The sequence below is a fragment of the Streptomyces sp. NPDC001410 genome, from assembly GCF_042895235.1.
Classification (GTDB): domain Bacteria; phylum Actinomycetota; class Actinomycetes; order Streptomycetales; family Streptomycetaceae; genus Streptomyces.
The window spans coordinates 57,100-79,133 of the sequence record NZ_JBIAWE010000014.1 but is presented as its reverse complement, the minus strand read 5'-3'; the positions used below and the strand labels follow the sequence as shown (position 1 = coordinate 79,133).

Sequence of the window (22,034 nt, the reverse complement as noted above, 5' to 3'; positions counted from 1 at the left end):
AGCGGTACGGTCGCGCGGGGTCGGACCCAAGAGAGCCGCATTCGCAAGGAGTTCCCGCCTGTGATACCGAGATGGCCGGCGCCCCCGACGCGCCGAACCGCCCACGTCAGACGGGTCGCGGCCGTCGCCGTCGCCGCGCTCGCAGCAGCCCTCGTGACGCCGCTCGCGGCCCACGCGGACGCCCCGCCCCCGCCGCCCCCTTCGGACGCCAAGCTCGCGGCTCAGCCCGCCCGGCACGACGACACCCGCGAGCAGTTCTACTTCGTCATGCCGGACCGTTTCGCCAACGGCGACAGGTCCAACGACCGCGGCGGGTTGACCGGTTCACGCCTGAGCACCGGCTACGACCCCACCGACAAGGGCTTCTACCAGGGCGGCGACCTCAAGGGCCTGACCAAGCGGCTCGACTACATCAAGGGCCTCGGCACCACCGCCATCTGGATGGCGCCGATCTTCAAGAACCGCCCGGTGCAGGGCACGGGCAGCAACGCCTCCGCCGGCTACCACGGCTACTGGATCACCGACTTCACCCAGGTCGACCCGCACTTCGGGACGAACCAGGACCTCCAGACCCTCATCTCCAAGGCGCACGCCAAGGGCATGAAGGTCTTCTTCGACGTCATCACCAACCACACCGCCGACGTCGTGGACTACAAGGAGAAGTCCTACGACTACCTCTCCAAGGGCGCCTTCCCGTACCTGACCAAGGACGGGCGGCCCTTCGACGACGCCGACTACGCGGACGGCAAGAGGAAGTTCCCGGCCGTCGACGCCGACTCCTTCCCGCGCACGCCGAAGGTGACCAGCAACAGCAAGGTCCCGGCCTGGCTCAACGACCCGACGATGTACCACAACCGGGGTGACTCGACGTACGCCGGCGAGTCCACCACCTACGGCGACTTCTCCGGCCTGGACGACCTGTGGACCGAGCGTCCCGAGGTCGTCAGCGGCATGGAGAAGATCTACCAGCGCTGGGTGAAGGACTTCGGCGTCGACGGCTTCCGGATCGACACCGTGAAGCACGTGAACATGGAGTTCTGGACCCAGTGGGCCACCGCGCTCGACAAGTACGCGGCCGCGCACGGGCGGAAGAACTTCTTCATGTTCGGCGAGGTCTACTCGGCGGACCCGTCCATCACGTCCCCGTACGTCACCCAGGGCCGGCTGGACGCCACCCTCGACTTCCCCTTCCAGGACGCGGCCCGCTCCTACGCCTCCCAGGGCGGCAGCGCACAGCGACTGGCGAGCGTCTTCGGTGACGACTACAAGTACACGACCGCCAAGGCCAACGCGTACGAGCAGGTCACCTTCCTCGGCAACCACGACATGGGCCGCATCGGGTACTTCCTGAAGCAGGACAACCCGAAGGCCGGTGACGCCGAGATCCTGCGCAAGGACAGGCTCGCCAACGAGCTGATGTTCCTCAGCCGCGGCAACCCGGTCGTCTACTACGGCGACGAGCAGGGCTTCACCGGCTCCGGCGGCGACAAGGACGCCCGCCAGACGATGTTCGCCTCCAAGGTCGCCGACTACCTGGACGACGACGAGATCGGCACCGACCGCACCCACGCGAGCGACGCGTACGCCACGAAGGCGCCGCTCTACAAGGAGATCGCCGCCCTCTCGACGCTCCGCAAGAACAACCCGGCGCTGACCGACGGTGTCCAGACCGAGCGGTACGCGGCCGACGGGGCCGGCGTCTACGCCTTCACCCGTACGGACGCGAAGACCGGCGCCGAGTACGTCGTCGCGTTCAACAACGCCGACAGCGAGAAGTCCGCGACCTTCTCCACCGGCTCGGCGGACATGGCGTACCAGGGCGTCTACGGGACCTCCGACACGGTGAAGTCCGACGCCGACCGCAAGCTCGCCGTCACCGTCCCGGCCGGTTCCGCCGTGGTCCTCAAAGCCACCGGTACCCTCGCCGCACCCGCCGCGAAGCCGACGATCACGCTGACGGCCCCGGCCGCCGGAGCCACCGGCACCGTGGACGTCACCGCCGACGTCGACGGCGGTCAGCTCAACCGCGTGGTCTTCGCCGCCCAGGTCGGAGGCGGCGCGTGGAAGACGCTCGGCTCCGCCGACCACGCCCCCTACAAGGTCACCCAGGTCATCGGCAAGGACGTACCCGCCGGGACCGCCCTGCGCTACAAGGCGGTCGTGATCGACTCGGCCGGGCACACCGCGAGCACCCTGGCGAGCAGCACCACCGGCACCCCGGCCGCACCCGAGGTCCCCACGGCCTCCTCCCGGGACTACGCGATCGTCCACTACAAGCGCACCGACGGCGACTACGCCAACTGGGGCCTGTACGCCTGGGGCGACCTCGCCGACGGCGAGTCGACCAACTGGCCGAACAGCCACCCCTTCGTCGGCCGCGACGCCTACGGCGCCTTCGCCTACGTCAAGCTGAAGCCGGGCGCCTCGAACGTCGGCTTCCTGGTCATCGACAAGGACGGCAACAAGGACGTCTCCGCCGACCGGTCCATCGATGTCACCAAGACCGGTGAGGTCTGGGTCGAGCAGGGCAAGGCGGACGTCCTCACCGAGCGGCCCGACTATCCCGCCCAGGACAAGGCCAAGGCGGTCATCCACTACCACCGCGCCGACGGCAACTACGACGGCTGGGGCCTGCACGTCTGGACGGGCGCCGCGAACCCCACCGACTGGTCGAACCCCCTGAAGCCGGTGAAGACTGATGCCTATGGCGCGGTCTTCGAGGTGCCGCTCAGCGACGGTGCCACCAGCCTCAGCTACATCATCCACAAGGGCGACGACAAGGATCTGCCCGCCGACCAGTCGCTGGACCTCAAGTCCAACGGCTACGAGGTGTGGCTGTTGAACGGCCAGGAGAAGTACCTGCTGCCGCAGCCCGCGGGCAGCGCGGCCGCCCTCGACCTGACCACGTCCAAGGCGGTCTGGATCGACCGGAACACCGTCGCCTGGAACGGCGTCGACGGCGCCGTCTCCACCCAGCTGCTGTACTCCCACGACGGCTCCATCGCCGTCAAGGACGGGGCGCTGACCAGCGACGACGAGCGCTGGCTGCGGCTGACGAAGACCACGCTCACCGACGCCCAGAAGGCGAAGTTCCCGCACCTGAAGAACTACACCGCCTGGTCCGTCGACCCGCGTGACCGCGACCGGGTCCGCCCGGCGCTCGGCGGACAGCTCGTGGCCTCGCAGCGTGCGGCGAACGGTGCTGTGCTGGCCGCGACCGGGGTGCAGATCGCCGGCGTGCTGGACGACCTGTACTCCGGCGCGACGAAGAGCAGCCTCGGCCCGGTCTTCCACGACGGGAGGCCGACCCTCTCCGTGTGGGCGCCGACGGCACAGTCGGTCCGCCTCGACCTGGCCGGCACGGCCGTGAAGATGCACCGCAACGCCACCACCGGCGTCTGGTCCGTCACCGGCCCCGCGTCCTGGAAGGGCAAGGCCTACCGGTACGTCGTGAAGGTCTGGGCGCCCAGCGTCCGCAAGGTGGTCACCAACAAGGTCACCGACCCGTACTCGGTCGCGCTCACCGCGAACTCCGAGCGCAGCCTGGTCGTCGACCTGAACGACCGGTCCCTCGCCCCGAGCGGCTGGACGGGTCTGCACAAGCCCAGGGCCGTACCGCTGAAGGACGCGCAGATCCAGGAGCTGCACATCCGGGACTACTCGGTCGCCGACAAGACCGTCCCGGCGAAGGACCAGGGCACCTACCTGGCCTTCACCGACAAGGACAGCGACGGCTCGAAGCACCTGCGGCAGCTGGCGAAGTCGGGCACCTCGTACGTGCACCTGCTGCCCGCCTTCGACATCGCCACCATCCCCGAGAAGAAGGCCGACCAGGCGAGGACCGACTGCGACCTGGCCTCCTACGCGGCCGACTCCGACAAGCAGCAGGAGTGCGTGGCGAAGATCGCCGCGAAGGACGCCTACAACTGGGGCTACGACCCGTACCACTACACGGTCCCCGAGGGCTCGTACGCCACCGACCCGGACGGCACCGCCCGTACCGTCCAGTTCCGCAAGATGGTCAAGGCGCTCAACGACGACGGCCTCCGGGTCGTGATGGACGTCGTCTACAACCACACGGCAGCCAGCGGCCAGGCGGACACCTCCGTCCTGGACAAGGTCGTGCCCGGCTACTACCAGCGGCTTCTTGCCGACGGCAGCGTCGCCAACAGCACCTGCTGCTCCAACACCGCGCCCGAGAACGCGATGATGGGCAAGCTGGTCGTGGACTCGATCGTCACCTGGGCCAAGGAGTACAAGGTCGACGGGTTCCGCTTCGACCTCATGGGTCACCACCCGAAGGCCAACATCCTGGCGGTGCGCAAGGCCCTCGACGCGCTGACCCTCGACAAGGACGGCGTCGACGGCAAGAAGATCATCTTGTACGGCGAGGGCTGGAACTTCGGAGAGGTCGCGAACGACGCCCGGTTCGTGCAGGCCACGCAGCAGAACATGGCCGGCACCGGCATCGCCACCTTCTCCGACCGCGCCCGTGACGCCGTGCGCGGCGGCGGCCCCTTCGACTCGGACCCCGGCATCCAGGGCTTCGCGTCCGGGCTCTACACCGACCCCAACGGATCGGCGGCGAACGGTACTTCGGCCGAACAGAAGGCCCGGCTGCTGCACTACCAGGACCTGATCAAGGTCGGTCTGAGCGGCAACCTGAAGTCCTTCGCCTTCACCGACACCGACGGCAAGGAGGTCAAGGGCTCCGAGGTCGACTACAACGGCTCGCCCGCCGGATACGCGGACGCACCCGGCGACGCCCTCGCCTACGTGGACGCGCACGACAACGAGTCGCTGTTCGACGCCCTCACCTACAAGCTGCCCAAGGACACCTCGGCGTCCGACCGGGCCCGGATGCAGGTGCTGGCGATGGCCACGGCCGCCCTCTCGCAGGGGCCGTCCCTCTCCCAGGCGGGCACCGACCTGCTGCGCTCGAAGTCGCTGGACCGCAACTCCTTCGACAGCGGCGACTGGTTCAACGCCATCCACTGGAACTGCGTCGACGGCAACGGCTTCGGGCGAGGCCTGCCCATGGCGGCGGACAACCAGTCCAAGTGGACCTACGCCAAGCCGCTGCTCGGCGCGGTGTTGGTGGGCTGCCCGCAGATCACCGGCTCCTCGGCCGCCTACCAGGTCCTGCTGAGGATCCGTACGACGGAGAAGGCGTTCTCCCTCGGCACGGCCGCGCAGGTGCAGGACCGGCTGTCCTTCCCGCTGTCCGGCAAGGACGAGACGCCGGGCGTGATCACCATGCAGCTCGGTGACCTGGTCGTGGTCTTCAACGCCACCCCGCAGCAGCAGGACCAGCGGATCGGCGCCCTCGCCGGGACGGCCTACCGGCTGCACCCGGTGCAGGCGGCCGGCAGCGACGCGGTGGTGAAGACCTCCTCCTACGCCGCCGACTCGGGCACGTTCACCGTTCCCGCGCGGACGGTGACGGTCTTCACCCGGGCGGCGAAGTAGGGTCGGCCCCGTCGCCGTAGAACAGGAGTGCTCATGCCGCAGATCACCGTCGACTACTCGAACACGATGGAGGCCGCCTTCGACCGCGCCGGTTTCGCGCGGGCGCTGCACGAGGCGACCGTGGAGATCGCGGCGGCCAAGCCGGAGGCCTGCAAGACGCAGTTCCGGCCGAGCGCACTCACGGCGTACGGGTACGAGGACCCGGCGGAGCACGGGCACGCCATCGTGCACGTGACCATCGGGCTCCTCGCCGGCCGCAGCGACGAGACGAAGGCGAGGCTCACGGAGGCGGTGCTGGACCTGCTCCGGGGGCACGTGGCGGACAAGCGCTTCGCCCTGCACGCCTCCGCCGAGATCCGCGACCTGGATCCGTCGTACCGGAAGTTCGACCGGTAGCGGTCCTCGCCCCTCAGGGCGCCAGGGACATCAGCCGGCCGACGAGCTCCGCGAAGGGCCCGTCGGCCGGCTCGTCCTTGACCATGGTGCGCAGCAGGGCGGCCATGTCCGCGTCGTGGGCGGCGCTCACCGCCACCAACGCGGCGAAGTCGTGCACGAGCTGCAGCTCCAGCTCGGCACGCGGGATGCGGCGGCCGTCCAGCCAGATCAGCGCCGTCGACTCGGCGAGCGAGATCCAGGAGCGGACGACCAGCTCCATGCGCGCGGGTGCCTCGGTGACGCCCAGATGCGCGAGGATCTGCTCGTAGGCGGCCTGCCGTACGGAGTCGATGAGGGCGTTGGTCGTCGAGACGTGTTCTATTGAGCGGACTCCGTCCGCGGGCACGGCCGGGCCGCCGCGCATCAGGGCCGAGAAGCCGGGCCCGTGCTCGTCCACGAAGTCGAAGAAGCGGCGCATCACGCGCAGCAGCCTGGCCCCGAGCGAGCCCTCGTGCGGCTCCGCGAAGCGGGCCGCCAGATCCTCCGAGGCCCGCTTCAACGCGGCTTCGTACAGGCTGAGTTTGCCGGGGAAGTAGTGGTAGACCAGCGGGCGCGAGATGCCCGCCGCCGACGCTATCTCGTCGATCGAGACCTCGTCGGGCGAACGGCGGCTGAACAGGTCGAGTGCGACACCGATCAGCTGCTGCCGCCGCTCCTCGACGCCCATCCTGCGGCGAACCCCGGTACTCATGCGCACACCTTACCGACCGGATTCGGTCGTCAGTGATCACATGTCGAGCACCAAGCGATCACTCCGGGCCCGCGATACGCAGATCAGCATCGAGTCGGCACGCTCCGCATCCGTCAGCAGCTCGTCCCGGTGGTCCACCTCGCCCTCCAGCACCCGCTGTTGGCAGGTCCCGCAGAAACCCTGCTCGCAGGAGTAGGCGGTGTCCGGCAGTTCACGGCGTACGGTGGCCAGCACGGTGGAGTCTGCGGGCACCGTCAACGTCCGCCCGCTGCGGCGGAGTTCGACCTCGAACGCGTGGTTGCCGTCGGCCGAGGTGCGCGGTGCGAACCGCTCCAGGCGGACCTGCGGGAAGCGCTCCTCGACGGCTGCCATGAGCCCCTCCGGCCCGCAGCAGTAGACGACGGCTCCCTCCGGCACCTGCAGTGCGTCGAGATCGGGCTGCCCCTCGACCACGGCCACTCGGTCCCGGCCCAGCTTCTCGACCTCCTCCAGGAACGGCATCGACGCCCGCGTCCGACCGGCGTACAGCAGCCGGAAGTCCGTGCCTTCGGGAAGCGCCCGCAGCATCGGCAGCAGCGGGGTGATCCCGATCCCGCCGGCGACGAAGACGTACGACGGCGCCCCGACCAGTGGGAAGCGGTTTCGCGGCCCCCGCACCTCCAGCTCCATGCCCTCCGTGACCTGCTCGTGCACCTCGCGCGAGCCACCCCGCCCGTCCTCGACGAGCCGGATCGCGACGGTGTACGACGAGGTGTCCTCCGGGTCGCCGCACAGCGAGTACTGCCGCACGAGCCCCGACGGCAGAACGACGTCGAGATGCGCACCGGGCTCCCAGCGAGGCAACTCCGAGCCTTCGAGCCGGAGTTGTACGACCCCGTCGGCCACCGTCTCGTGCGAGGTCACCAGCAGCCTCAGCGCCCGTGAGCGAGGCCGGCCCGAGGTCGGTTCCTCCAGCGCGGGCAGCGGCCACAGCGGCGAGGCCTGGATGCGGCGGCGCAGGGCGCGCCGGGTCAGCAGGGCGGCGCCCGCGACGAGCGCGACGGTGCGCAGCTTCGGCATCACGACCCCGTCTTTTCGGCCGCGCGCGCGGCGGGGGAGGAGGCCAGGTAGGCGACCGCCTGGGCGGTCGAGCCTTCCTGGGAGGGGTGGTAGGCGTGGCTGAGGTAGCGCGGGATGGACTTGAGCATGGCGCCGGTCGTGGGCAGGGTGCCCCGGCGGCCGCTCAGATGGAACTCCTTGAAGGAGGCCTTGCCGTCCACCAGGGTGGGGTCGTTCTCCATGAAGAAGCGGACCCCGCGCTGCCACAGGAACACCAGCGCGCTGAAGGCCGTCGCCCAGGTGCGCACCCGGCGCCGGTAGCTGCCGTCGACATGCATGAACAGGTCGAAGGCGACGGAGCGGTGCTCGACCTCCTCGGCGCCGTGCCAGCGCAGCAGGTCCAGCATGGTCGGGTCGGCGCCGCGCCGATCCAGCTCGGCTGCGTTGAGCACCCAGTCGCCGAGGAAGGCGGTGTAGTGCTCGATGGCCGCGATCAGCGCGACCCGCTCCAGCAGCCACCAGCGGCGCGCCCGGCCCGGCGGCAGGGTGCGGTCGCCGAGCAGCTTCTCGAAGAACCAGTCGACCTGCGCGGTGTACGGCGTCGGGTCGAGCCCCTGCTCCCTCAGATGCGGCAGGACCTCGTCATGGGCCTGGGAGTGCATCGCCTCCTGCCCGATGAAGCCGACGACGTCCTCGCGGAGCCGGTCGTCCCGGATGAGCGGCAGCACCTGCTTGTACACATGCACGAACCACCGTTCGCCGGCGGGCAGCAGCAGGTGCAGCACGTTGATCGTGTGCGTGGTGAACGGGTCGCCGGGCACCCAGTGCAGCGGTGTGTCCTCCCAGGAGAAGGACACATTGCGGGCCTTGAGCGGTATGCGCTCGGACTCCACCGGCCGGGCCTGCGTGTTAGACATGGCGTCAATGTACTGACGGGTAGGTCATCTGAGAACCCCCGTGCAGCACCTTGTTGACGCGAGTGTCAGCTAGCGCAGTCCGCTAGTGCAGTCCGCTGACCGGGCTGCCGTCCGTCAGGGTGCCCTTCAGCTGCGCCTGCGCCCCCTGCTCGGCCCGGGCCACCAGCAGTGGTCCCGGGCCGGACGCGGTGACCCCGCCCGTCGCCCGGATCGACGCGGTGTCCTGGCTGCCCGCGGCCAGCAGGTACCAGTTCCCGGCGCGGGACTTCCACAGCACCCCGGCCAGGACGTGCGGGTCGCGCGGACCGCAGGCCCGTACGTCCGTGCCCTTGGCCACGACCGCGCCGACCGGCCCGCCCGGCGTCCGGAACTGGGCCAGCGCGGCCGTACCGTCGCCGCGCCAGGTCTCGGCCCTGGTGCACACCCACTCGGCCGCCCCGCTCCCGTCGGGCAGCGGCTGGTTCGCGAACGCCCAGGCGTTGACGCTGCGCACCCCCGCGGAGCGTTCCGCGGTCAGCGAGCAGGCGAACGGTGCCCAGGCGCGCAGCCCTTCCGCGCCGGAAGCCTCACCGGTGGCACCCGGGCGTCCGGCGGTGAGGTGGGCCGGGACCAGCTCGCCGAGGTCCGCGGCGAGTCGGGTGCCGGAGGCGTCGGTCAGCTGGAGCACGTTCCACGAGGTGCAGCTGCCGGGCTGCAGGGCGGAGCTGGCCATCGGTGTGGTGACGCCGTCGGTGACGGTGAGGGGTGTCGCGGCCGCGTCCGGCTTCGTCAGGTCCCGCTCGGCGGCCTTCTTCACCCAGGGGGCGGTCAGGTAGCGGACGTTGCCGTCGGAGCGGCCGAGCACCAGCGCGCTCGCCTCGGCGCCGGTCGCGCCGTCGACGCGGGCGAAGTCGAGGGCGGCGCCGGCGGTGCCGTCCATGGGCTCGGCGTAGCGGGCGACGCGCAGGCCGTCGTAGAGGACCGCCACGCGCGCGTTGTCCACCTCGCCCGCGTACAGCAGCTGGGGCGGGCCGGCCGGGGCGCCGGTCTGGGTGCCGGGGGTGGCCGAGACACGGACCGTCTCTCCGGGCCGGGCCCAGACGGCGAGGGCGCGGCGCAGCAGGGCCTTGTCGCCGGTGAGCGGGCCGCGTGCGGGCCACACGGAGAAGTCGTCGCGGGCCGCCGACTCCCACGCCGTCGGGGCGACGCGGGTGAGCTTGCCGGGGTCCAGGGCCGCCTCGGCCGCCGGGTTCTCCGCGTAGACGGGCGCGGCGGCGCCGTCCGGGCCCCAGCCGCCGCCCGGCATGGCCACCAGCGCCCCGCACACCGCGAGCGCGGCGGCCGCGGCGAGCGCGGCCTTGGTGTGCTGGCGGCGGCGCATCAGGTCGGTGGGCCGGGCCTGCAGACAGCAGGGGTCGAACTCGGGGGAGGTGAGCAGCGCGTCCTGCGCGGGCACCCCGTTGGCCTCCGCCAGCGCGGACTCGGGGTGGTCGACCCCGGCGGACTTGAGGATCCTGCGGATGTCCGCGTCGGGCAGCTTCTCCAGGCCGCGCAGCACGTACGCGGCGCGGGCCGGGCCGGACAGGGCGGACAGCCGCTGGTCCAGGGCCAGCTCGTCGGCGCCGCCGGAGCGCGGGAACAGGCGCAGCCCCCACACCTGCGGGAGCAGCGGCGGCAGTTGGGAGAGCCGCGGCCGGCCCTTGCGGGGGCGGGCCGCCTCCAGCGCCGCACGCAGGACCCGGAGCCGCAGGAAGGCGTACCCGGGGTCGCCCTCCCGGCCCGTGGACTGGGCCGGGATCACGGACGTCTGCTTGCGGCCCCGGGGCAGGGCGCGCTGGACCAGGGCGTGGGCCGTCAGCACCCGGCGGCTGCGGCCGAGGGCCGGCGGCAGTACCAGATGGGTGAGCCGGACCAGCCGAGGGTAATGCTCGACGAGCGCGGCCTCGGCCTGTTCGACGTTGACGACCGGGCCGGTGGCCCCGGCGGAGGAGGGTGCGTGACGCTGGGCTACATCCTGTGACTGCACGTCCGGAAGAACGAGCGAGCCGTTGATCGGTCACCGCCAAGCGGGTGACTCACTCTTCCGGTTCGACCAGCAGCCGCGCGTAGTTGGCCATCGACCGCTGGTAGCGGGGCAGATGAGGGGCGAGGGCGCCGAGCACGAGGGAGAGGCCCTCGCGGTCGCGGCCCAGGCTGGACAGGCACAGGGCGAGACAGGCCCGTACGGCGTCGTCCAACTCGTCCGAGGGCGCGTCCAGTTCGGGGGTGAGGAGCTTGACGCCCTCCTCGGCCTGCCCGATGTTCCGCAGGGAGGACGACAGCTGGATCTTGGCCCGGCGTCCCTTGTAACCGCTCAGCCCGCCCGCCAGCGCCTCCCGGTACAGCGGCGCCGCCTTGTCCGAGTGTCCGGTGGAGTCCCAGGCGCAGGCCTGCTCGAACGGGGCCAGCGGACTGCCGTCGGGCAGTTCGGCGACGAGCTTGTCGATCACGGCGCGGAACTCGGCCGCCCGCTCCTCGGGGTACTCGTCGAAGGTCGCCCAGGCGGCGGTCACGCGGTCTTCCCAGTCTTGGTTCACCGGGTCACCCTCGCACACCCGTGCCCACCCCGGCACCGGATTTGAGCGCACCGCGGTCCGGAGCCGTATCCGAAGGGGCTGGGGCATGCTTGGCCCACCAGGACCGGAGGAACGGATGAGGTTGACGCGACTGATGATCGGCGCCGCTGCGGCACTGACCCTGGTGGGCTGTGGGTCGAGCGGCGACTCGAAGGCGGTGCCGCCCACCGCCACGGGCAGTCTGGAGAGCCTGGCCGCCGAGGTGAAGTGCAAGCCGAACATGCAGACCGACGCCGACGAGATCCGCCAGGCCATCTGCAAGAACACCGACGGGCAGTTCATCCTCGCCACCTTCGCCACCGACCGCGGCCAGCGCGAGTGGATCAACGACGCCAAGGACTACGGCGGTTTCTACCTCGTCGGCCGCAAGTGGGTCGCCGTCGGCGACGACGGGGTCGTCAAGGCGCTGCGCGGCACGCTCGGCGGCGACGTCGAGGTGGGCGCGAACCACCACGCCCACAGCGGCTGACCTGTTCGGGGCACAAGAAAAGCGGCGCACAAGAAAAAAGACGGGGCACAAGAAAAGCGGGCGGTGGGAGATTCCCACCGCCCGCTTTCCCGGGGGGTTGCCACTACGTGGCCACTACGTGGTCACTACGCGCATCGCTGACCGTTGTTGATGCAGTTCGCGATCTTGTTCGCCAGGCCGCCGGTCGTGACGCTGATGAAGTCGTCGTGGTCGGTGGCCGGCTTGTGGAGCTGCTCCGGGAAGCCGTCCACCGCGTAGGCGTTCTTCACCTGGCCGTTCTGGATGGTCGGCGGGGTGATGTTGTACACCAGGCGCATCGTCAGCTGCGGGATCGCCTTGAAGCCGTTCCCGCAGACACCGCTCGCCGGGTCGGCGAAGGCCACGTGCGTGCGGTGGTTGGCGCTGTCGATGTTCTGGCCGTCCCAGCAGCTCTGGAAGGCGAACGTACGCACCACCTTGCTGCCCTGCGGGCAGATCGGGTACTGCGACGTCAGCTGCACCTTGTTCTCGAAGCCGGTGCAGCTCCAGTGCGCGTTGGCGTTGGCCAGACCGTTGGTGGTGGTCTTGGCGTCACCGGTGATGATGCGCAGGAACTGCGGCATCGCGACGACCTTGCCGGCCGGGCTGCCGACGTACTTGATCTGCGCCGCGACCGGCGTCAGGATCTTGCCGACGTTGCCTTCCTTGCCACCGCCGTCCGCGTTCTGGTCGAAGTCCTGCGTGCCGTCCTGCACGCGGACCACCGGCCAGTAGTACGACGACAGGTCGCTGCGGTTCTGGCAGCTGGTGCCGGCCTGCAGGAACGTCTGGTTGCTGGAGAACGCGTTGACCTTCTGGTTGCCGACGTAGTCGTGCAGGTGGTGCGCGCCGTTGGCCACGCCGGGCGCCACGATCACGTTGTCGGTGTTGTGGTTCTTGTTCGCGTTCACACCGCAGCGCGTGGTGAACGTACCGGTCGAGGCGTTGCCCTGCTGGCGCGGCTTGCCCTGGACGTTCGGCGCGACCTTCGTGATGTCCACGAAGTCGGCCGCGACCGGGCCGTTGCCGGCCTGCCCGCCGATGTTCTGCTGCTGCCCGCCGGCCTGCTGCTGACCACCGTTCTGCTGCTGGCCACCGTTCTGCTGCTGGCCACCGGTCTGTTGCTGGCCACCGGTCTGTTGCTGCCCACCGGTGTTCTGCGTCTGGCCGCCGTTCTGCTGCTGGCCACCGGCGGTGGTCTGGTTGGCGGTCTGCGTCGTACAGGAGGCGAGCTGCTTGAGCGAGTTGTCGAAGGAACCGCCGACCCGCTGGATGTCGATCCTGATCCGGTCGATCGTCGCGGTCCGCTTGTCCTTGAGGGGGCCGACGATCGCGTTCTGCACGAAGCTCGGATCGTTCGTCTGCGACTGCCGGGTGGAGGCGAGCCGGGAGTAGGCCTCGGTGATCTGCTTGTCGAGGTTCGCCAGCTCCATCGCCACGCCCTGGCGAGCCCGGTAGGGCACGTTCGTCAGCTTCTGACCGACGTCCGGGCAGGAGATCGTCGCGACCTGCGCCGTCGCGGCCTTGGTCTGGTTGCCTCCCCACGACTGGTTGCTCGACTCATGCGCCGAGGCGTAGAAGTTCGCCCAGATCAGCCCGCCCCCACCGAGCGCTAGGGCCGCCGATGCGGCTATGGCCTTGGTGGCCAGCGGCGTACGGCGTTTTCGTGTGTTGCGTCCCATGGAACTCCTCTGACTTCCTTGCGGGGCAGCATCGAGGCGCCCGACAGGAGTGAAGCGGCGTCCATCCATACGGACACCGCCTCGGAGGTGTTCAGCCGTCTCACAAATTAGTCAGAGGATTACCCCGCACTCGGGCCTCAAATGCCCCCTGAGCAGCGGAAGTTGACTTTCGGCTCAACGGTCGCGGTCGAGGTGGGCGAGCACGGCCAGAACGCGGCGATTGTCGTCGTCCGACACCGCAAGACCCAGTTTGCCGAAGATGTTGGAGGTGTGCTTGGCGATGGCCCGTTCCGTCACCACCAGTTGGGCCGCGATAGCCGCGTTCGACCGGCCCTGCGCCATCAGCTCCAGCACCTCCCGCTCCCGCGGGGTGAGGTTGCCGAGCGGCCGGTCGTCGGCCGCCCGCCGGGACAGCAGCTGCTGGATCACCTGCGGGTCCATCGCCGTACCGCCCGCGGCCACCCGTCGTACGGCGTCCACGAACTGGTCGGCGTCGAAGACCCGGTCCTTGAGCAGGTAGCCCACCCCGCCGCTGCCGTCGGCGAGCAGCTCCCGCGCGTACAACTGCTCCACGTGCTGGGAGAGGACCAGCACCGGCAGCCCGGGCCGCTCCTGCCGGGCCCGCAGCGCGCACTGCAGCCCCTCGTCGGTGTTCGTGGGCGGCAGGCGTACGTCGACCACGGCGACGTCCGGCTGCAACTCGGCCAGTGCCCGGGTGAGTTCGGGCCCGGACTCGACGGCCGCCGCGATCTCGAAGCCGTAGGCCTCCAGCAGCCGGACCAGTCCGTCGCGCAGCAGGAAGAGGTCTTCGGCTAGGACAACACGCACGGGATCTCCATCGTCACCAGGGTGGGACCGCCCGCAGGGCTGCTGACGGCCAGGACGCCGTCGAATGTACCGAGCCGCCGCTCTACTCCGGCGAGCCCCGAGCCCGCCCCGATCACGGCACCGCCCCTGCCGTTGTCGGTGACCGTGATCCGCAGTGTGTCGCCGGCGTGGTGCAGGTCCACCCAGAGCCGGTCGGCGCCGGAGTGCTTGACGGCGTTGGTGAGCACCTCGCTGACCGCGAAGTAGGCGGCCGACTCGACGGGCGCGTCCGTGCGGCCGGACAGCTCCACGCTCACCTCGCTCGGCAGGGGCAGCCGCAGCGCCAACGCCCGTACGGCGTCCCCGAGTCCGCGCTCGGCCAGCACCGGCGGATGGATGCCGCGGACCAGGTCGCGCAGTTCCTCCAGGGCCTCGGCCGAGTTCCGGCGGGCCTGGGAGAGGAGCTTCTTCGCCTGGGCCGGGTCCCTGTCCAGCAGCATCTCGATCGTGCCGAGGTCCATGCCCATCGCGACCAGCCGGGCCTGCGCCCCGTCGTGCAGGTCCCGCTCGATGCGGCGCAGCTCGGCGGCGGAGGTGTCGACGGCGTCGCGTCGGGTCTCGGTCAACACGCGTACGCGCTCGGCGAGTTCGCCCTGGTCGGCGCCGAGGACGGCCCGGGTGAGCTTGAAGTGGACCGTCAGCAGGCGCGGGGTGAGGCGGTAGGCGGCGACCAGGAGGACCGCGGCGGTGGCGGCGGCGCCGAGCGCGGACGGCTGGTCGGTGACCGGCACGAAGCCGTACCAGTAGGTCTGCCCGTCCGCGAGCACCCGCCACAGGCCGGCCGCCACGGCGAACCCCTCGAAGGGGTAGAAGAGCAGCACGGCCGGCAGCAGCGCTGTCACAAAGCCGGCCGTCATGTCCACCGGCAGCCACAGCACGTCCCGCCGGACCTGCGGGTCGCGCAGCATGGTGAAGGTGCGCGTCCATGGGTTGGCGCCCGCGTGGATCGGCCGGTAAGCCGACCGGATCCGCACCCCGCACCACTCGGCCGCGAGTTCCCGCCGATTGTCCGCGAGGGCCCGCACCGCGGTCAGGAGCGGCGGAGTCGTGACGATGCCGACGCCGAGCGGGATGAGCGCGACGGAGACGAGGGTCAGGACGAGGAGCAGCACCGAGAAGGGCAGCACGGCCACGGCCAGCGTGAGTCCCCGTACGGCGGCCAGCAGTACCTCTCGGGTCCGCGCACGGGCACGGCCACTCTTCGGTTCGGTGTTCATGCCACAAGTCTCGCCGACCCGCCGGCCCCGGTCACTGGGCCGAAGACCCATGTCAGGGGGTGGTGCCGGCTACACCCCCGCCCGCCGCCAGCACCTTCGCCTCCACCTCCGGGGCCACGCCCTTGGCCGTCCGGTCCGGGCGCTGCGGCGCGGTGCCGCCGATCTCGGTCAGCCACCGCCAGGTGTCCACGACGGTCTCGCCGGCCGGCCGGCACTCCAGTCCCGTGGCCAGGGCGCGGGACACGTCCGCGCGGTGCACGGCGTCGTACATCTCGCCGCCCGGCGGCACCCACACCGGCAGCTCGGTCCACGGCTCGATCCCGGCGTCCAGGATCATCTCCGGGTCGGTCCAGCGCAGTTCGGCGTCCGCGCCGGTGACGTCGACGCACGCCCGCAGCAGCTCACCCATCGTGGTGTGGCCCGGCGGGCTCACCAGGTTGTACGGCCCGCTCAGCTTCTGTTCCACCGCGCCCACGAGCCAGTCGGCGAGGTCGCGCACGTCGATGTACTGCACCGGCAGATCGTGCGGCCCGGGTGCCAGGACCGGGCCGCCGCGGGCGATCCGGGTCAGCCACCAGGGGAGCCTGCCCACGTTCTCGTACGGGCCGAGGATCAGCCCGGCCCGCACCAGCAGCGAGCCCTCCGTGCCCAACGCCTCGACGGCGGCCAGTTCACCGCCCCGTTTGTCGCGCGCGTAGTCGGTCGACTCGGCATCGGCGGCGGCGCCCTCGACCAGCGGAGCGTCCTCGCCTGCTCCCGGGGGCCAGGGCCAGGAGTACACCGACCGGCTGGAGACGTACACGTACCGTCCGGCACGGCCCCGCAGCAGCCGTGCCGCCTCGTGCACGGCGCGGGGCGCGGCCGACCAGGTGTCGACCACGGCGTCCCAGGTGGTGTCGTCCGCGGCGAGGGCGGCCAGGCCGTCGGCGGCGGTGCGGTCGCCGTGCAGCGACCGCACCCCCTCGGGAGGCCGGTGCCGTCCCCGGTGGAAGACGGTCACCTCCCAGCCGCGCCCGAGCGCGGCCTCCACGACGGCCCGCCCCACGAACTCCGTTCCGCCCAGCACCAGAAGTCTCATACCGGGGAGCGTGCCCGGTACGGGCCGAGGAGGGAAGGGCTGTCTGCCGTCGGCAGACAGCCCGGGTCAACGCCCGGTCGGCGGTGTGTACTTGTAGCCGACCCGGCGCACGGTCTGGATCGTCTGGCGGTGCTGGGCGCCCAGCTTGCGGCGCAGCCGGGCGACGTGCACGTCGACGGTGCGGCCGTCGCCGACGTGGCCGTACCCCCACACGGTGGTGACCAGCTGGTCGCGGGTGTGCACCCGGTGCGGGTGCGCCACCAGGTGGGCGAGCAGCTCGAACTCCAGGTAGGTGAGGTCGAGTTCGCGGCCGTCGACCGAGGCGGTGCGCTGCGCGGCGTCGATGCGGACGAAGGGGTCGCCGAAGTCGCCGGGGTGCTCGGGATGCTCGTCCGGCACGGTGTGCGGGCGGTCGGCCGGGATGAGGACGAGGTATCCGACCATCGGCGGCCGGCCCGGCAGCGTGGGCAGGGTGTGCTGGGGCGCGGGCAGCCAGGTGGCGCCCGGCGGCAGGAACTCCGCGACATCGATCACCTCGTCGGGATCGACGGCCCGCAGCCGGTGCCGGGCGGGGGAGGTGACGGGGACGGAGGGCAAGGAACGAGTGGTCGCCATGAGAGGTCAGCTCTTTCGCGCGAGAGGTTCGTCAGGGGACGTACGTCGTGCGCGCTGGCCGAAGGCCGGGGTGTACGGCTTCAGAGGGCCGGCGCGTTCGTCGCGCGGCAACACACCCGGTCGAAGTCGTGGTGCTGACGGGACGGCCAGAAGGGCTCCAGGTCATGGCGACCCGTGGCGCGGTACTTCCGGAAGCTGGCCATGGACCCATTGAATCAGATGAGCCGCAAGGGCAGGAGCCCGCTCTCACTCCTCGGACGTCGGCCAACACACAAGGGGCGCCCGCCAAGACGGCGGACGCCCCTCGTGGCAGCCACTGGGCGGATCAGACCTGGCCGGCCTTCTCCAGGGCGGAGCAGCAGGTGTCCACCAGGAGGCGGGTCACCACGTACGGGTCGACGTTGGCGTTCGGGCGGCGGTCCTCGATGTAGCCCTTGCCGTCCTTCTCGACCTGCCACGGGATGCGGACCGAGGCACCGCGGTTGGAGACGCCGTAGGAGTACTCGTTCCACGGGGCGGTCTCGTGCAGACCCGTCAGACGGTCGTCGATGCCGGCGCCGTAGTTCTTGACGTGGTCGAGCGGCTTGGAGCCCTCACCGAGCGACTCGCAGGCGGTGATGATCGCGTCGTAGCCCTCGCGCATCGCCTTGGTGGAGAAGTTGGTGTGCGCGCCGGCGCCGTTCCAGTCGCCCTTGACCGGCTTGGGGTCGAGGGTGGCGGAGATGCCGAAGTCCTCGGCGGTGCGGTAGAGCAGCCAGCGGGCCACCCACAGGTGGTCGGAGACCTCCAGCGGGGAGACCGGGCCGACCTGGAACTCCCACTGGCCGGGCATGACCTCGGCGTTGATGCCGGAGATCGCGAGCCCCGCCTTCAGGCAGTTGTCCAGGTGGGCCTCGACGATCTCGCGGCCGAAGATCTCGTCGGCGCCGACACCGCAGTAGTAGCCGCCCTGGGGGGCCGGGAAGCCGCCCTCGGGGAAGCCCAGCGGGCGGGCGCCGTCGAAGAAGGTGTACTCCTGCTCGATGCCGAAGATGGGCTCCTGCGCGGCGAACTTCTCCGCGACCTCGGCCAGCGCGGCACGCGTGTTGGAGGAGTGCGGGGTCATGTCGATGTCCAGGACCTCGCACAGGACGAGGATGTCGTCGCCGCCGCGGATCGGGTCCGGGCAGGTGAAGACCGGCTTGAGCACACGGTCCGAGGAGTGCCCCTCGGCCTGGTTCGTGGACGACCCGTCGAAGCCCCAGATCGGCAGCGCGTCGAGACCGGCGGGGGAACCCGTGATGATCTTCGTCTTGGAACGCAGCTTGGCCGTCGGCTCGGTGCCGTCGATCCAGATGTACTCAGCCTTGAAGGTCACGGGGCCACATCCTTCGGGGGTGGGTGCGGGTGCACTCGCGGGTGCTTGCGGCGCTGCGGCACTGGGGCGCCGCGTCGATCTGCCGGGCAGCCTGTCAACAGGCGATTTCCCGATCATTGCTCTCGTGTGAACCCCGTGTTACCTGGTGGTTCTGTGTCCCGGCTCACGTTGTGAGGGCCGGACCCGCGGGGTATGGGCGCTCACTCGCGACCCTCGGCGGCGGCCTCCCGAACTCCCCCCAGAAATCCCCGGATCGCCGCCAGCTGCCGCTCGTCGTACCCGCGCAGCAGCTCCAGCGACCGCTCGATCAGCGGGCCGAAGAACGCCTGGCCCAGCTCGACCGCGCGCTCCTCCACCTCCACCACGACCCGCCGCCGGTCCCGCTCCCCGCGCACCCGCCGCACCTGCCCGGCCCGCTCCAGCCGGTCCACGAGCGCGGTGGTCCCCGCCGAGTTGAGCCCCAGCTCGGCCCCGAGCCGCCCGGCGGTCATCTCCTCGCCCGCGCGCCGCGCGTCCATGAGCGCGATCAGGGCGCGTACGTCCGTGGGATGCATGCCGTTCTGGTTCGCGAACCGGGCGCTGTGCAGGCCGAGTTCGACGGCGACGGCCCGCAGCAGGTGGACGAACTCCATCTCGGGCACCGCGTCGGGGCGGGGCGGGGTCGACATACGGATCCTCCGGCGTACTATCTCGCTCAACGAGTATCTTGCTGAGCGAGATAATAGGGGGTCTCTCCATGCCGAGGACGAGCGTGTACGACGCCGACGCCTTCCGGGTTGCGTACGAGAAGGTGCTGGCGAAATGGCCGGCGGACCGCGAGGCGCTGACCGTCGCCACACCCTTCGGCGACACCCGGGTCAACATCTGCGGCCCGCGCGAGGCGCCCCCGCTGCTCCTGCTGCCGGGCGGTGGCACCGCGACCTCCGCGTCCTGGTACGCCCAGGCCGCCGACCTGGCCCGCGTCCGGCGCGTCTACGCCCCCGACCTGATCGGCGCCCCCGGCCTGAGCACCCCGGCCACCGACCGCCACCCCCGTACGGTCGCCGACCTGGCTTCCTGGCTGGACGCCCTGCTGGACGGCCTCGGCGTGACGTCGGCCGACGTGGGCGCGCACTCGTACGGTGCCTGGATCGCCCTGCATCACGCCCTGCGCACACCTGCTCGGGTACGCCGCCTGTTCCTCCTCGATCCGACCCTGTGCTTCGCCGGATACAAGGCGGCGTACCTGCTCCACGCCCTGCCCATGCTGCTGCGGCCCGCGCCCCGCCGGGTCCGCGCGTTCCTGGAGTGGGAGACCGGGGGAGCGTCCCTCGACCCCGAGTGGCTGGCCCTCCAGGAGGCGGGCGCGGGCTTCCCGTCCGCGAAGCCGGTGACGGACCCCCGCCCGGCACCGGACGCGCTGCGCGCCCTGGAGGTGCCGGTCCTGCTGCTCGTGGCAGCGAACAGCAGGACCCATGACCCCGCCACGGTGACGAGCCGGGCCGGCGCGGTGCTGCCGCGCGTGGAGATCGACGTGCTCTCAGGCGTCTCCCACCACGCGCTGCCGCAGGCGGCCTCACCCGGCCTGGCCCGTCACCTCACCGATTTCCTGTCCGGTGGCTGAACCTTCACCCCACCTTCTCGATCACCGCGCGGCGGATGAGGAACTTGCCCGGCTCCCGGACCTGTTCGAAGGCCGCGTTGTTCAGCAGCACACAGCTGCCGGAGACCGAGGTGACCTTCACCGTCGTGGACTTGTTGTTGTCCAGGTTGGTGACCTTCAGGGTCGTGCCCGCAGGGAACTGGCTGCTGGACGCGGCCGGGGCACCGCCCTCGCCGGAGAGCGTGACGGTGGAGCCCTTGCACACCTGCTGACCGGAGGCCGCGGCAGCGCCACCGCCGTTGTTCCCCGCGCCGCCGGCCTGCTGGTTGCCCTGCTGACCCGCGTTGCCCTGCTGACCCGCGTTGCCCTGCTGGCCGGCGTTGCCTTGCTGACCCGCGTTGCCCTGCTGGCCCGCGTTGCCCTGCGCCGCCTGGGAGCCCTGAGCCGACTCCCCAACGGTGCATCCGGCAGCCTTCTGCTGGACCTCGATCTGCTTGATGACCGCCTCGCGGTTGGCGATCCGGGCCGCCGACTGCGCGTCCGGCTTCGCCTTCTGGTCCGCGATGAACTTGTCGTTGTTGCCGTGGGCCGTGGCCAGCCCCTGGCAGACGGTCGAGTCCCCGGCGGACAGCGTTTTGGCGTTCTGCGGGCTCTGCGCGGCGTTCGAGGTGGACGCCAGCGCGAAGGCCCCGCCGCCCGCCACCGCCGCGGCGCTGACGAGCAGCGCGATCTTCTTCTTCGTGCCGAGAGTTCTCCTGCGCGACATCCGCGCCTCCTGAAGAGGTAGGGGAGCGTACGCCGCTATGTACGAGATCCCGAACGAGGTTACTCAGCGGTTGCAGGAGTTTGTCGAAGTAACCTGTGTCACAGGGGAGTTGAGCCTCGCTCAGCTCTTCTTCCGGGAGAGCGCCTCCTGTACCGCATCCTCGGTACGGGCGACCAGGGCGGTTCCGTCGTCGGCCGTGATGATCGGGCGCTGGATGAGCTTGGGGTGCTCGGCGAGGGCCGTGATCCACCGGTTCCGCGAGGTCTCGTCGCGCGCCCACTCCTTGAGCCCCAGCTCCTTGGCCGCGGCCTCCTGGATGCGGGTGATGTCCCACGGTTCGAGCCCGAGCCGGTCGAGTACGGCCCTGATCTCGTCCTCGCTGGGCACGTCCTCCAGATAACGGCGGACGGTGTAGTCGGCCCCCTCGGCGTCGAGAAGGCTGAGCGCGCTGCGGCACTTGGAGCAGGCCGGATTGATCCAGATTTCCATGCGGCACACGGTACGCGAACCCTGTTCCCCGCCTGTGGGGCGAACGGTCCGCTCAGCCGAGGACGGGTCAGCCGAGGACCAGCGGAAGCCTCGCGGCGAGGTCGCCCAGCGCGGCCTTCTCCGCCTCGGTCGGCGTGCGGCGTCCGGTGCCGACCACCAGCGCGTCCCGGTCGGAGAACGAGGCGGGGAACGGGATCCCGCCGATCTTCTCCAGCGACGCGTGTGCCGCCGCGAGGGACTCGGCGGGCGGCTCGGCGGCCGAGGGCAGATGCGCGATCAGGTCCAGGTGGTGCAGGGTCCACTCGAGCACGTACGCGGACAGGTAGTCGCCGACGGTCAGCACCTTGTCCTGGGTGCTGACGCGGGCGGCGGGATCGGCGAGTGCGGCGGCGCGGCCCGCGGCGCAGCCGACGTCGTCCAGGTGGAACTTGAGCCACCGCGGCTCGCCGTACGCGGCGGCCAGCCGCGGGATCAGCGCGTCGAGCGGGTCCTCGCAGGTCGGCAGCCCGGCGAGCAGGTCCCAGTAGGTGACCGCGTCCACGGTCGGTTCGCCGTCCGCGGGCGTGACCAACGTGATCAGGACGTCCTGGGCGTCGATGACCAGATGGCACACCAGGTCCCGCACGAGCCAGCTGGCACAGCCGGACGGCCGGTCGAAGTACTCGTCCGGGGTCTCGGCGACCGCCGTGCGCAAGGCCGTCCGCGAGTGTGCGAAGAGGTCCACCGCGGCACGGTATCGCGGACCGCCCC

Annotated in this window: 20 protein-coding genes; 4 read left to right on the top strand and 16 right to left on the bottom strand. The window is 70.9% G+C overall.

Annotated features, from left to right (window positions below):
- Positions 1 to 60 precede the first annotated feature (60 nt).
- Both pulA and ACFY3C_RS29120 read left to right on the top strand, forming a co-directional pair.
- Entirely contained in the window at positions 61 to 5,469 is a 5,409-nt protein-coding gene (gene pulA, locus ACFY3C_RS29125; protein WP_390772833.1) for a pullulanase-type alpha-1,6-glucosidase, read from the top strand.
- A gap of 33 nt (positions 5,470 to 5,502) precedes the next feature.
- Positions 5,503 to 5,865 carry a 5-carboxymethyl-2-hydroxymuconate Delta-isomerase gene (locus ACFY3C_RS29120; protein WP_390772832.1) on the top strand — a complete coding sequence of 121 codons (363 nt, stop codon included), beginning with the start codon at positions 5,503 to 5,505 and terminating at the stop codon, positions 5,863 to 5,865.
- A gap of 13 nt (positions 5,866 to 5,878) precedes the next feature.
- Here the strand turns inward: ACFY3C_RS29120 and ACFY3C_RS29115 are convergent, their stop codons facing one another.
- From ACFY3C_RS29115 to ACFY3C_RS29095, 5 genes are all read right to left on the bottom strand, one after another.
- On the bottom strand, positions 5,879 to 6,595 hold the full coding sequence (locus ACFY3C_RS29115; RefSeq protein WP_390772831.1) for a TetR/AcrR family transcriptional regulator: 717 nt from the start codon (positions 6,593 to 6,595) through the stop codon (positions 5,879 to 5,881).
- 36 nt (positions 6,596 to 6,631) lie between these two features.
- On the bottom strand, positions 6,632 to 7,654 hold the full coding sequence (locus ACFY3C_RS29110; RefSeq protein WP_386574428.1) for a PDR/VanB family oxidoreductase: 1,023 nt from the start codon (positions 7,652 to 7,654) through the stop codon (positions 6,632 to 6,634).
- Entirely contained in the window at positions 7,654 to 8,550 is an 897-nt protein-coding gene (locus ACFY3C_RS29105; protein WP_386574426.1) for a metal-dependent hydrolase, read from the bottom strand. The genes ACFY3C_RS29110 and ACFY3C_RS29105 overlap by 1 nt, the downstream gene beginning before the upstream one ends.
- An 82-nt stretch (positions 8,551 to 8,632) precedes the next feature.
- Positions 8,633 to 10,555, bottom strand: coding sequence for a hypothetical protein (locus ACFY3C_RS29100; protein WP_390772830.1), 1,923 nt, complete (start codon positions 10,553 to 10,555; stop codon positions 8,633 to 8,635).
- A 49-nt stretch (positions 10,556 to 10,604) separates the two neighbouring features.
- Positions 10,605 to 11,123 carry a tetratricopeptide repeat protein gene (locus ACFY3C_RS29095; protein WP_386574424.1) on the bottom strand — a complete coding sequence of 173 codons (519 nt, stop codon included), beginning with the start codon at positions 11,121 to 11,123 and terminating at the stop codon, positions 10,605 to 10,607.
- A gap of 97 nt (positions 11,124 to 11,220) precedes the next feature.
- Between ACFY3C_RS29095 and ACFY3C_RS29090 the strand changes: the two genes are divergently transcribed.
- On the top strand, positions 11,221 to 11,613 hold the full coding sequence (locus tag ACFY3C_RS29090; RefSeq protein WP_386574423.1) for a hypothetical protein: 393 nt from the start codon (positions 11,221 to 11,223) through the stop codon (positions 11,611 to 11,613).
- A gap of 125 nt (positions 11,614 to 11,738) precedes the next feature.
- Here the strand turns inward: ACFY3C_RS29090 and ACFY3C_RS29085 are convergent, their stop codons facing one another.
- The 8 genes from ACFY3C_RS29085 to ACFY3C_RS29050 all read right to left on the bottom strand — a co-directional run bounded on the left by ACFY3C_RS29085 (position 11,739) and on the right by ACFY3C_RS29050 (position 19,115).
- Positions 11,739 to 13,313, bottom strand: coding sequence for a DUF1996 domain-containing protein (locus ACFY3C_RS29085; RefSeq protein WP_390772829.1), 1,575 nt, complete (start codon positions 13,311 to 13,313; stop codon positions 11,739 to 11,741).
- Positions 13,314 to 13,487: 174 nt separating this feature from the next.
- Complete coding sequence (locus ACFY3C_RS29080) at positions 13,488 to 14,141, bottom strand: LuxR C-terminal-related transcriptional regulator (protein ID WP_390772828.1); 654 nt, start codon at positions 14,139 to 14,141, stop codon at positions 13,488 to 13,490.
- Positions 14,126 to 15,397, bottom strand: a complete 1,272-nt coding sequence (locus ACFY3C_RS29075) for a sensor domain-containing protein (protein ID WP_390772827.1) — start codon at positions 15,395 to 15,397, stop codon at positions 14,126 to 14,128. The genes ACFY3C_RS29080 and ACFY3C_RS29075 overlap by 16 nt, the downstream gene beginning before the upstream one ends.
- 52 nt (positions 15,398 to 15,449) lie before the next feature.
- Positions 15,450 to 16,475: an NAD-dependent epimerase/dehydratase family protein gene (locus ACFY3C_RS29070; RefSeq protein WP_386574420.1), complete on the bottom strand. Its 1,026-nt coding sequence runs from the start codon at positions 16,473 to 16,475 to the stop codon at positions 15,450 to 15,452.
- A 66-nt stretch (positions 16,476 to 16,541) separates the two neighbouring features.
- On the bottom strand, positions 16,542 to 17,090 hold the full coding sequence (locus ACFY3C_RS29065; RefSeq protein WP_390772826.1) for a winged helix-turn-helix domain-containing protein: 549 nt from the start codon (positions 17,088 to 17,090) through the stop codon (positions 16,542 to 16,544).
- Positions 17,091 to 17,170: 80 nt separating this feature from the next.
- Positions 17,171 to 17,293 (bottom strand): hypothetical protein, encoded by a 123-nt coding sequence (locus ACFY3C_RS29060; RefSeq protein ID WP_386574418.1) that lies wholly within the window; start codon positions 17,291 to 17,293, stop codon positions 17,171 to 17,173.
- Between the two features lie 122 nt (positions 17,294 to 17,415).
- A complete protein-coding gene (glnII, locus tag ACFY3C_RS29055) occupies positions 17,416 to 18,447 on the bottom strand; it encodes a glutamine synthetase (protein ID WP_386574417.1) in 1,032 nt (343 codons plus the stop codon).
- 200 nt (positions 18,448 to 18,647) lie between these two features.
- Positions 18,648 to 19,115 (bottom strand): MarR family transcriptional regulator, encoded by a 468-nt coding sequence (locus ACFY3C_RS29050; RefSeq protein ID WP_390772825.1) that lies wholly within the window; start codon positions 19,113 to 19,115, stop codon positions 18,648 to 18,650.
- A gap of 68 nt (positions 19,116 to 19,183) precedes the next feature.
- Here ACFY3C_RS29050 and ACFY3C_RS29045 point away from each other — a divergent pair, with 68 nt between their 5' ends.
- On the top strand, positions 19,184 to 20,050 hold the full coding sequence (locus ACFY3C_RS29045) for an alpha/beta fold hydrolase (protein WP_390772824.1): 867 nt from the start codon (positions 19,184 to 19,186) through the stop codon (positions 20,048 to 20,050).
- Between the two features lie 4 nt (positions 20,051 to 20,054).
- Here the strand turns inward: ACFY3C_RS29045 and ACFY3C_RS29040 are convergent, their stop codons facing one another.
- The 3 genes from ACFY3C_RS29040 to ACFY3C_RS29030 form a co-directional block, all read right to left on the bottom strand.
- A complete protein-coding gene (locus ACFY3C_RS29040; protein ID WP_386574414.1) occupies positions 20,055 to 20,795 on the bottom strand; it encodes a hypothetical protein in 741 nt (246 codons plus the stop codon).
- A gap of 120 nt (positions 20,796 to 20,915) precedes the next feature.
- Entirely contained in the window at positions 20,916 to 21,284 is a 369-nt protein-coding gene (locus tag ACFY3C_RS29035) for an arsenate reductase family protein (protein WP_390772823.1), read from the bottom strand.
- A 67-nt stretch (positions 21,285 to 21,351) separates the two neighbouring features.
- Positions 21,352 to 22,008, bottom strand: coding sequence for a maleylpyruvate isomerase N-terminal domain-containing protein (locus ACFY3C_RS29030; RefSeq protein WP_390772822.1), 657 nt, complete (start codon positions 22,006 to 22,008; stop codon positions 21,352 to 21,354).
- Between the last annotated feature and the right edge of the window lie 26 nt (positions 22,009 to 22,034).

Bases quoted from the DNA above. Each gene is read 5' to 3' on its own strand.
- ACFY3C_RS29075 (WP_390772827.1), bottom strand. From the start codon at position 15,397: ATGAACACCGAACCGAAGAGTGGCCGTGCCCGTGCGCGGACCCGAGAG.
- ACFY3C_RS29070 (WP_386574420.1), bottom strand. From the start codon at position 16,475: ATGAGACTTCTGGTGCTGGGCGGAACGGAGTTCGTGGGGCGGGCCGTC.
- ACFY3C_RS29115 (WP_390772831.1), bottom strand. From the start codon at position 6,595: ATGAGTACCGGGGTTCGCCGCAGGATGGGCGTCGAGGAGCGGCGGCAG.
- ACFY3C_RS29050 (WP_390772825.1), bottom strand. From the start codon at position 19,115: ATGTCGACCCCGCCCCGCCCCGACGCGGTGCCCGAGATGGAGTTCGTC.
- ACFY3C_RS29035 (WP_390772823.1), bottom strand. From the start codon at position 21,284: ATGGAAATCTGGATCAATCCGGCCTGCTCCAAGTGCCGCAGCGCGCTC.
- ACFY3C_RS29040 (WP_386574414.1), bottom strand. From the start codon at position 20,795: ATGTCGCGCAGGAGAACTCTCGGCACGAAGAAGAAGATCGCGCTGCTC.
- ACFY3C_RS29060 (WP_386574418.1), bottom strand. From the start codon at position 17,293: ATGGCCAGCTTCCGGAAGTACCGCGCCACGGGTCGCCATGACCTGGAG.
- ACFY3C_RS29105 (WP_386574426.1), bottom strand. From the start codon at position 8,550: ATGTCTAACACGCAGGCCCGGCCGGTGGAGTCCGAGCGCATACCGCTC.
- ACFY3C_RS29085 (WP_390772829.1), bottom strand. From the start codon at position 13,313: ATGGGACGCAACACACGAAAACGCCGTACGCCGCTGGCCACCAAGGCC.
- ACFY3C_RS29090 (WP_386574423.1), top strand. From the start codon at position 11,221: ATGAGGTTGACGCGACTGATGATCGGCGCCGCTGCGGCACTGACCCTG.
- ACFY3C_RS29045 (WP_390772824.1), top strand. From the start codon at position 19,184: ATGCCGAGGACGAGCGTGTACGACGCCGACGCCTTCCGGGTTGCGTAC.
- ACFY3C_RS29110 (WP_386574428.1), bottom strand. From the start codon at position 7,654: ATGCCGAAGCTGCGCACCGTCGCGCTCGTCGCGGGCGCCGCCCTGCTG.
- ACFY3C_RS29120 (WP_390772832.1), top strand. From the start codon at position 5,503: ATGCCGCAGATCACCGTCGACTACTCGAACACGATGGAGGCCGCCTTC.
- ACFY3C_RS29065 (WP_390772826.1), bottom strand. From the start codon at position 17,090: ATGGCGACCACTCGTTCCTTGCCCTCCGTCCCCGTCACCTCCCCCGCC.